Genomic DNA, 8,313 nt, shown 5'->3' with positions numbered 1-8,313 from the left:
GTACCCGGCGCTGCCCGGCCTGGACGACTGGCTGGACCTGTACGAGCGGGTGGCCCGCGCCAACGGCGGCGAGCCCGACGCCGGGCGGCGGCTGACGGCGTGGGCGCGGGCCGCCGGGCTGACGGACGTCACGGCCGGCTCCAGCACCTGGACGTTCGCCACCGCGCAGGAGCGGGCCTGGTGGAGCGGCCTGTGGGCGGACCGCACCGTCGCCTCCGAGTACGCCGACCGGGCCGTCCGGGGCGGCCACGCCACCGCGGAAGAGCTGCGGGCGATTTCGGCGGCCTGGCGGGAATGGGGCCGGCACGAGGACGGCTGGTTCGCGGTCCTGCACGGCGAGATTCTGTGCCGGAAGGACGCCTGATGCGCGGCTTCCCGGCCCGCGGCACCGCGAGCGGCGGCAGGGGGCACTGGTACCGGTGGTGAGCGGTCCACCGTGACCCGGCGCCCCCGGCTCACTCGCGGGGAAGCAGCGGTCCGAGCGGCCCGAGGTCCAGGTTCAGGTCCTCGGGCCGCAGGCCGTACCGCTCCCGCAGCTCGGCCATCCGGTCCTCCAGCAGCATCAGGGTGAGCCCGATCCGCTCCTCCTGCTCCTCGGACAGCTCGCCGGTGTCGAAGCGGCGCACCGCCTGCCGCTCCATGAGCTGGCGCAGCAGCTCCACCACGGTGAGCACCAGCTTCACCAGGTCACGTTCGACGGTGTCGGGTTCCAGGTCGAGCCGGTTGCGCGGGGTACGCGCGGTCATACGGGCTCCTCGGGCTCCTCGAAGGGCGACGGTACCTGCTGGTTCACGGAGCTGATCAGCGCGTTCAGATCGATGCGGACGAGGTCGACGTCCGCGATGCGCAGCGTGATGTCACCGGTGAGGACGACTCCGCCGGCCAGCAGCCGGTCCAGCAGGTCGACCAGGGCGACCTCACGGCGTTCGATCACGGTCACCGGTCCTGCCCCGCTTTCTCCTCCCCGGATTCCGCGGCCCGGGTCTCAGCCATCCCGGATTCCTCGGCCCCGGATTCCACGGTCCCGGATTCCACGGTCCCGGATTCCACTGCCCCGGGTTCGGCGCCTCCGGATTCCTCCCCGGAAAACGAATACGCGGCCCACGGTCCGGTGAGTTCCACCCGCATTCCGGGCGCCTCGCCCTTGGTCCGGTCCACGAGTTCCACGAATTCCTCGGAGTGCGCCCGGGGCACCAGATAGGCCGCATTGAGAACATTCTGTCCGGGTGTGCCGGAGAGTGCGGAATTCTGCGGGCGGTGCAGCCGGAAATCCTCGGCGCGCTCGGCGAGACGCTCGTGCAGCGAGTGAGCGAACCGCTCGGCCCGCTGCCACTTCTCCTCCTGCGCGTGGCTGCGGGCGCGCCGGCTGCGCAGATAGTCCCGCCCGCTGGCGGGCCGCGCCGCGGCGGCGGGCTCGGGCTCGGCGGGTTCGGGCTCCATGTACACCTTCACGCCCCACTCCACCCGGCCGTGCAGCCGGTCCAGCAGGCGCCGGAAGTCGTCCTCACGGGCCTCGATCATCGTGCGCAGGGCGCTGTCGTCACGGAAGACGGTCCCGAGCCGCAGCGGCAGCGGAGTGGTGACGGTGGTGAGCGCGTCGACCACCCCCTGGTGGGCGCGGGCGGTCGCGGCCAGCCAGTCCAGGTCCTCCAGGTGCGCCTTCAGTGCCTCTTCGCAGAAGTCGGCCTCGGGGACCGTACTGACCACCGCGACCAGCCCGTGGTGGTGGAGCAGTGCGGCCGGGGCGCCCGCGACGCCCGTCAGCTCGGCCTGCAGGGGCGTCCCGAAAGGCCGGCAGACGGCGTACACGTACCGCAGTCCCGTCATGGTGCCTCCTTCGGGGCGCGGCCCGGCTCCAGTTCCTCCAGCCGGGCGAGCCGTTCTCGCAGCTGGGCGTTCTCCCGGGTCAGCTCGTCGCGGCGGGCCCGGGAGGAGAGCGCCGGGTCGCTCTCCCACCAGTCGATCCCCATCTCCTTGGCCTTGTCGACCGAGGCGACGATCAGCCGCAGCTTGACGGTGAGCAGTTCGATGTCGAGAAGGTTGATCCTGATGTCACCCGCGATGACGACACCCTTGTCGAGCACGCGTTCGAGGATGTCGGCGAGGTTCGCCCCCGAGCCCTGACCGTAGGGCTCGGGAAAGCGGCTGGGTGTCGTCATCGACGGCTCCCGCGCTCGGCGTACTCCGGCTCCTCTTCCTCGTACTCCTCCTCGCCTTCGGCTTCTTCCTCGTCCTCCGCGGGCTCCTCGGCCTCGCCCTCGTACTCCTCCTCGTCGCCTTCCTCGCCCGCGTCCTCGTCCTCGTACTCGTCCTCGTACGCGTCCTCGGCGGGCTCCTCCTCGGGCTCCTCTTCGGGCTCCTCTTCCTCTGCCTCGCCCTCTTGTTCCTCTTCCTCTTCCTCCGCCCGGGGCTCCTCCTCCTGCTCCTCCTCGGCAAGGGCGTCCTCGTGGCTGCGGACCACCTCGCCGTCGCGGATCTCGCCGCGCCAGCTGTCCTCCGCCTCTCCCTTGAGGGTGATGAAGCGGGCGAAGTTCTTCAGGTCCAGCCTGGCCCGGCGGCCCTGGGCGCGCCAGATGTTGCCGGTCTTCTCGAAGAGACCGCTCGGGTAGTACTCCATGACCAGCAGGACCCGGGTGAGGTTCTCCTCCAGCCGGTGGAAGGAGACCACGCCCTTGGTGGTGCCCTTGGCGCCCTCCGAGGTCCACTGGATGCGGTAGTCGGGGATCTGCTCGGTCGTGTGCGCCTTCCAGCTCCGGGTGGACCAGAAGACCTTGGCCCGCCAGTCGGAGTGGGTGTCGTCGGTGCGGTTCGCGCTCTTGACGCCCTTGGCGAAGGTGGAGAAGGACTGGTACTGGGTCCACTGGTCGTAGGCGGTGCGCAGCGGCACGCCGACGTCGACGGACTCCATGATGACGGTGGGCTTCTTGCCCGCGCCGCCCTTCTTGCCCTTGCTGCCGCCGAGGCTGCGCACGGTGTCCAGCACCTTGTCCTTGGCGCGGGAGGCGCCCAGCTCCAGCGCGGAGCGCACCGGCCCCTTGCCCTCGGCGAGCTTGCGCCCGCCCTCCAGCGCCAGTTTGGCGAAGCCCGGGCTCTTGCCCTCGGCGATGTCGTTCAGCTTGCCGGTAGTCTCGCCGAGCTTGCGGCCGATGCCGACCAGCAGCCGCTGGGCCTGGACGTTCAGGTACTCCTGGGCCTCTTCCTTCAGCCGGTCGGCGGCCTCGCTGTGGGCGAGGCCGGCCAGCGGGGCCGTCGCGCCCGTGGCCTTGCCGGCCTTGGAGGTCACTCTTCCGAGGGTGTCGGTCATCGGTCATCGCCGCCCTTCGACTGCCGGGAGACGGCGCTCCGGGCGGCACCGCCGGCCGCGGCCGTCTTCCTCGCGGCCGTCCCACGGGCCGCGTCGGTCTTCTTGGCCGCCGCCTTCTTGGCGGGGGCCTTGCCGGCTGCCGTCCCGCCGGAAGCCTTCTTCGCCGGAGCCTTCTTCGCCGGCTTCTTGTCCGTCTTCTTCCGGGGCGCCTCGTCCGTCCCGCCCCGGTCCTCCCCCGTGGGCCGTTTTAGCTCGCCCCGCTTCTCCTCCGGCTCCTGCTGCTCCTCTTCCTCGTCCCGCTCCTCGTCCTCGTCCGGCTCCTCGTCGGAACCGGCCGGCACGATGCCGGACAGCTGGTCGCGCACCTGCGCCGTACGGCCGTGCAGCCGGTCGGCGAGCGAGTTGATCTGCCGCTCGACCATCGCGCCGCCGGCGGCCTTGCCGACGCCCCGCAGGTCCTGGCGGAGCTGGTCGCCGATCTCCTTGAACTGCGGGTTGTCCAGCAGCTGCCGGTTCAGCTGGTCCGCGATGGCGCGCGGGCCCAGGTTCAACTTCTTCCCGGCGGCCAGGGAGCCGACCGCGAGCGCCAGCTTCAGCTTCTTCGTGCGTCCGAGCAGATATCCGGCCCCTACGGCGAGGCCCAGTGCCGTTCGGTTCATGGTCACGTCCCATTGCCTGTCGTGTCGCCGTGATGCAGGGCGATCTCCAGCCGGTCGAGCAGTTCGTCCTCGCGCCGGTCGAACTCCTCCTCGGTGATCTCGCCCGCCTCCAGCTGCTCTTCGAGGCGGGCCAGCTCGGCCCGGACGGTGGCCGGGTCGTAGTAGATCCGCTCCGCCTCCCGGAGCACCTGCCGAATCGCCCACGCGCTGCCGCGCACCGGTGCGAAGGGCAGCAGCAGTACCTCCGAGATCAGTCCCACGGATCTCCTCCTCCTTCCGTCCGGGCCCCGGCCGCTACGACGCCCCGGCGTCGGCGCCGGCCGTGACGCCCGCGGGCGCGGCCGGGCCGGGTTCGACGAAGCTGTACGGCGGCAGCGGGCCGTTGACCCGCAGTTCCAGATGGGCGTGGCTCTTGCGCACCTGCTCGGCGGCGGCCAGGAAGTCCTCGGCCGTCTCCCGGGCCACCAGGAACGAGACGTTGAGCAGCCAGCCGGTGGACTCCGGACCCACGCTGACCGCTGCCGCGCTCGGCTGGAGCAGGCGCTCCACCTCGGCGGCGTCCTCGGCCTCCTTGGCCTTGACGGCGGCGGCGACCATCTCGCCGAGCCGGATCCGGTCGTCGTAGCTGCCACCGCCCGCCCGCCGGTTGGCCTCGGCGAGGGCGCGGATCTCCGCGTTCTCGGCCATCACGCGGTGCAGGACGGCCTCCTCGATGTGGGTGGCCTTGACGTTGTACTCGACCTTGCCGTCCAGCTCGCGCAGCCGCTCCAGGTAGTGCTCCGCCCGCTCGGTCAGCACCGAGACGACGGTGTCGTCGTCGGGGGAGACGCTGCCGAAGCGCATGGGCAGCACACAGCCGGCCGCGCCCGCCTCGGCGAGCACGTTCTGGTGCGCGAGCAGGTCCCGGCGCTTGGGGCGCAGGCCCTCCGGGGCGTCACTGACGACGGCGGCCAGCTCCCCCGCCGTGAGGACCCGCACCGGCCGGGGCGGTTCGCCCACGCCGGTCATCCCCTCGGGGAGCGCCGGGTGCGAGCGTGCGGTGATGCCGTAGACGTACGTGCTCACTCCTCTTCCTCCTTCCGGCGGGCCGCGGTCTTACGAGGACGCCGGGGCTCGGCCTCGCCTTCCTCCCGGGCCTGCTTGAACGCCTCGGATATGGTCTGCGCGGCGCCGGACAGCGCTCCCTTGGACTTGCCGCGGGCTCCGCTCTCGGTGATCTCGCCGACGAGATCGGGCAGTCCGGGGGACCTGTGGGGCCCTGCCTCCAGGTCGAGGCGGTTGCACGCCTCGGCGAAGCGCAGATAGGTGTCGACGCTGGCCACGACGACCCGGACGTCGATCTTCAGGATTTCGATGCCGACCAGGGAGACCCGTACGAACGCGTCGATGACGAGTCCCCGGTCGAGAACCAGCTCCAGGACGTCGTAGAGGCCACTGGTGCCGCCTCCGCCGCCGGACTGCTGTGCCGGGACAACGGTCATGCCGGCCGCTCCTCCTCGTGAGAATGGTGGATGGTCGGGGCCACGCCGGGTGCGTGGCCGCCGGACGCGGGCGGGGGCCTAGCCACCGGGTCGGCGTGCGTCGGCCCGCCCGCGCTCGTATCGGCGTATGCGTCGGTAACCGGTCAGCTCCCCGTCGGGGTCCAGTTCGACCTGGTAGCTCGCCATCAGGCTCATGGTGTCCGGGACCCGGGCGAGTTCCATCACCTCGACCTCCAGCGACCAGCCGTCCTCGGTCTGCTCGAAGGAGGACACGGTCTCCGGGACGAGTCCCGTCAGTTCGGCGAGCTGGCTGCGCGCCTGGCGCAGCACCTCCATCGGGGTCGGCCGCCGGCCGTCCGCCTCGTCGTGTGTGCTGTGTGTGTCAGACATGGCCACCTCTTCCTGCGGGTGGCCCCTCATCCCTTGGCCAAACCTTTAGGGCCGGATGTCGGCGAGACGGCGCCGGGCCGGGCCCAGGGCGCGGCCCCGGGCCGGCAGCTCGGCCCAGGGGTCGGTGCGGGCCTGGTCGACGGCGTCGGCGATGGTCCAGCGGCGGGCGTCGACCCCGGGGTCGTCCAACTGCTCCCAGGTCAGCGGCACGGCCACCGGGGCGCCGGGGCGGGCGCGGACGGTGTAGGGCGCGACGGCGGTCTGCGCGTACGCGTTGCGCTGCACGTCGAGGTAGAGGCGGTCGCCGCGGTCCTGTTTGCGGGCGGCGGTGGTGAGCCGGTCGGGGTGCCGGGCCGCGGCGGTCTCGGCGAGGTCGCGGGCGAACTCCCGTACCGTGTCGACGTCGTGACGGCCGTCGAGCGGGACGACGAGGTGCACGCCGCGCGAGCCCGTGGTCATGGGTGCCGCGGGCAGACCGACGTCGTCGAGCAGCTCGCGCAGCCGGCCGGCGGCCTCGCGGACGGCGGCGAAGTCGTCGCCGGGGGGATCGAGGTCGAGGACGAGCCGGTCGGGGTGGTCGGGGCCGCCGGCCCGGTCGGTGCGGGAGAGCCAGCGGTGCAGGGTGAGGCAGGCCTGGTCGGCGAGGTAGAGCAGGGTGGCGGTGTCGTTGCAGACCACGTGCGTGACCGTGCCGCCCTCCTTGCCGACCTCGGCGCGGGCGATCCACTCCGGGTAGTGCTCCGGGGTGTTCTTCTGCATGAACCGCGGGCCGTCCAGGCCGTCCGGATGGCGTTCCAGCATCAGCGGACGGCCCCGCAGGTGCGGCAGCAGGTACGGCGCGACGGCCCGGTAGTAGTCGGCGAGGTCGCCCTTGGTGTACTCCTTCGCTCCCCCGCCGCCGGGGAAGAGCACCTTCCCCGGCCGCTGGATCCGCACCGAGCGGCGGCCCGCCCGTATGGTCCGGGCGTCGTCGCGGCTCATCGCACGACCGCCTCCTCGACCAGCAGCCGGGCCGCCGCGGCGATGCCCGTGGCGTCGATGCCGGCCGCGTGCAGCTGCTCGTCGGGCGCGGCGGAGCCCGGCATGGTGCGCACCGCGAGGCGGACCAGGCGGGGCACCGGCCGGCCGTCGCCGAACGCCTCCGCGACGGCGTCCCCGAGGCCGCCCTCGGGGTGGTGGTCCTCGACCGTGAGCAGGCAGCCGGTCTCCTCGGCCGCCCGGTGCAGCGTCTCGGCGTCGACGGGCTTGACCGAGTACAGGTCGATCACCCGCACCCGGATGCCGTCCGCGGCGAGCCGGTCGGCGGCGGCCAGCGCCTCGGGCACGGTCGCTCCGGCGGCCACCACGGTGAGCCGGTCGTCCTCGCCGGAGCGCAGGGTCTTGCTGCCGCCCACCGGGAACTCCTCGTCGGGGCCGTAGATCACCGGAGTCTTGCCGCGGGAGGTGCGCAGATAGCGGATGCCGTCCAGGCCGGCCATGGCCGCGACCAGCCGGGCGGTCTGGTTGGCGTCGCACGGGTACAGCACCGTCGAGCCGTACACGGACCGGAACATCGCGAGGTCCTCCAGGCCCATCTGGGAGGGCCCGTCCTGCCCGATCGCGACACCGGCGTGCGAGCCGACCAGGTTGAGCCCGGAGCCGCTGATGGACGCCATGCGCACGAAGTCGTGGGCGCGGGTGAGGAAGGCCGCGAACGTCGACGCGTACGGCACCCAGCCGCGCGCGGCCATGCCGACGGCCGTGGCGACGAGCTGCTGCTCGGCGATGTAGCACTCGAAGAACCGGTCGGGGTGCTCCTTGGCGAACTCCTCGGTGCGGGTGGAGTCGCCGACCTCGCCGTCCAGGGCGACGACGTCGCCGCGGGCGGTGCCGAGCGCGGCGAGGGCCTTGCCGAAGGCGTCCCTCGTCGCGACCTCGTCACCCTCGTCGTAGCGGGGCAGCTGGACGACCTCGGTGGTGAGCGAGCGCAGCGCGGCGGCGGCCTGCGGCTCGCTCACCCGGACCGTCAGGTCGCGCGGCCCGCCGAGTTCGGCGATGGCCTCCTCGGCCTCGGGCAGCGGCTTGCCGTGCAGGCCCTCGCGGTCCTCGACGGCCGCCACACCCTTGCCCTTCAGGGTGCGGGCGAGGATCACGGTGGGCTGCCCGGTGGTGGACAGGGCCTCCCCGTAGGCCCGGTCGATCGCGTCGACGTCATGGCCGTCGATCTCGACGGTGTGCCAGCCGAAGGCCTGGAAGCGGCGGGCGTAGGCGTCCAGGTCGTGGCCGTGCCGGGTGGGGCCGCGCTGGCCGAGCCGGTTGACGTCCACAATGGCGATCAGGTTGTCCAGGTTCTCGTAGCCGGCGTGTTCGGCGGCCTCCCACACCGAGCCCTCGGCCAGCTCGCTGTCACCGCACAGCACCCACACCCGGTAGCCGGTGCGGTCCAGCCGCTTCCCGGCGAGGGCGATGCCGACCCCGACCGGCAGGCCCTGGCCGAGCG

Annotated in this window: 12 protein-coding genes and 1 pseudogene; 1 reads left to right on the top strand and 12 read right to left on the bottom strand. The window is 72.6% G+C overall.

The window, feature by feature from the left end; all coding sequences use genetic code 11:
• Window positions 1–364: pseudogene (locus tag CCN44_RS23885) on the top strand (SAM-dependent methyltransferase); the annotation flags it as partial.
• A gap of 91 nt (window positions 365–455) precedes the next feature.
• Here CCN44_RS23885 and CCN44_RS23880 read toward each other — a convergent pair.
• The 12 genes from CCN44_RS23880 to CCN44_RS23825 all read right to left on the bottom strand — a co-directional run.
• The gene (locus tag CCN44_RS23880; RefSeq protein WP_059254262.1) at window positions 456–746 is read right to left on the bottom strand and encodes a gas vesicle protein K; all 291 of its coding nucleotides are present in this window, start codon (window positions 744–746) and stop codon (window positions 456–458) included.
• Window positions 743–940: a gas vesicle protein GvpJ gene (gvpJ, locus tag CCN44_RS23875; protein ID WP_059254260.1), complete on the bottom strand. Its 198-nt coding sequence runs from the start codon at window positions 938–940 to the stop codon at window positions 743–745. The genes CCN44_RS23880 and gvpJ overlap by 4 nt, the downstream gene beginning before the upstream one ends.
• Window positions 937–1,827, bottom strand: a complete 891-nt coding sequence (locus CCN44_RS23870; protein WP_223283724.1) for a GvpL/GvpF family gas vesicle protein — start codon at window positions 1,825–1,827, stop codon at window positions 937–939. Before CCN44_RS23870 ends, gvpJ begins: the two co-directional genes overlap by 4 nt.
• A complete protein-coding gene (locus tag CCN44_RS23865; protein ID WP_059254257.1) occupies window positions 1,824–2,159 on the bottom strand; it encodes a gas vesicle protein in 336 nt (111 codons plus the stop codon). Before CCN44_RS23865 ends, CCN44_RS23870 begins: the two co-directional genes overlap by 4 nt.
• Window positions 2,156–3,304: an SRPBCC family protein gene (locus tag CCN44_RS23860; protein WP_086699395.1), complete on the bottom strand. Its 1,149-nt coding sequence runs from the start codon at window positions 3,302–3,304 to the stop codon at window positions 2,156–2,158. The genes CCN44_RS23865 and CCN44_RS23860 overlap by 4 nt, the downstream gene beginning before the upstream one ends.
• Window positions 3,301–3,963: a DNA primase gene (locus tag CCN44_RS23855; protein ID WP_189396995.1), complete on the bottom strand. Its 663-nt coding sequence runs from the start codon at window positions 3,961–3,963 to the stop codon at window positions 3,301–3,303. The genes CCN44_RS23860 and CCN44_RS23855 overlap by 4 nt, the downstream gene beginning before the upstream one ends.
• Window positions 3,964–3,965: 2 nt before the next feature.
• The gene (locus CCN44_RS23850; RefSeq protein ID WP_059254250.1) at window positions 3,966–4,223 is read right to left on the bottom strand and encodes a gas vesicle protein GvpG; all 258 of its coding nucleotides are present in this window, start codon (window positions 4,221–4,223) and stop codon (window positions 3,966–3,968) included.
• 34 nt (window positions 4,224–4,257) lie between these two features.
• On the bottom strand, window positions 4,258–5,028 hold the full coding sequence (locus CCN44_RS23845) for a GvpL/GvpF family gas vesicle protein (protein WP_059254247.1): 771 nt from the start codon (window positions 5,026–5,028) through the stop codon (window positions 4,258–4,260).
• Complete coding sequence (locus CCN44_RS23840) at window positions 5,025–5,444, bottom strand: gas vesicle structural protein GvpA (protein ID WP_059254245.1); 420 nt, start codon at window positions 5,442–5,444, stop codon at window positions 5,025–5,027. Before CCN44_RS23840 ends, CCN44_RS23845 begins: the two co-directional genes overlap by 4 nt.
• 78 nt (window positions 5,445–5,522) lie before the next feature.
• Window positions 5,523–5,834, bottom strand: coding sequence for a gas vesicle protein GvpO (locus tag CCN44_RS23835; RefSeq protein ID WP_059254243.1), 312 nt, complete (start codon window positions 5,832–5,834; stop codon window positions 5,523–5,525).
• 45 nt (window positions 5,835–5,879) lie between these two features.
• Window positions 5,880–6,815: a non-homologous end-joining DNA ligase gene (gene ligD, locus CCN44_RS23830; RefSeq protein WP_086699388.1), complete on the bottom strand. Its 936-nt coding sequence runs from the start codon at window positions 6,813–6,815 to the stop codon at window positions 5,880–5,882.
• Window positions 6,812–8,313, bottom strand: a 1,502-nt coding sequence (locus CCN44_RS23825) for a transketolase (protein WP_086699385.1), incomplete at its 5' end; no start/stop codon positions are given. The genes ligD and CCN44_RS23825, both read right to left, overlap by 4 nt.

It is taken from the genome of Streptomyces tricolor, assembly GCF_002155905.1.
GTDB lineage: Bacteria > Actinomycetota > Actinomycetes > Streptomycetales > Streptomycetaceae > Streptomyces > Streptomyces tricolor.
Note: the sequence above shows the minus strand (reverse complement) of the source record. Positions and strands in the feature narration are given on the sequence as shown.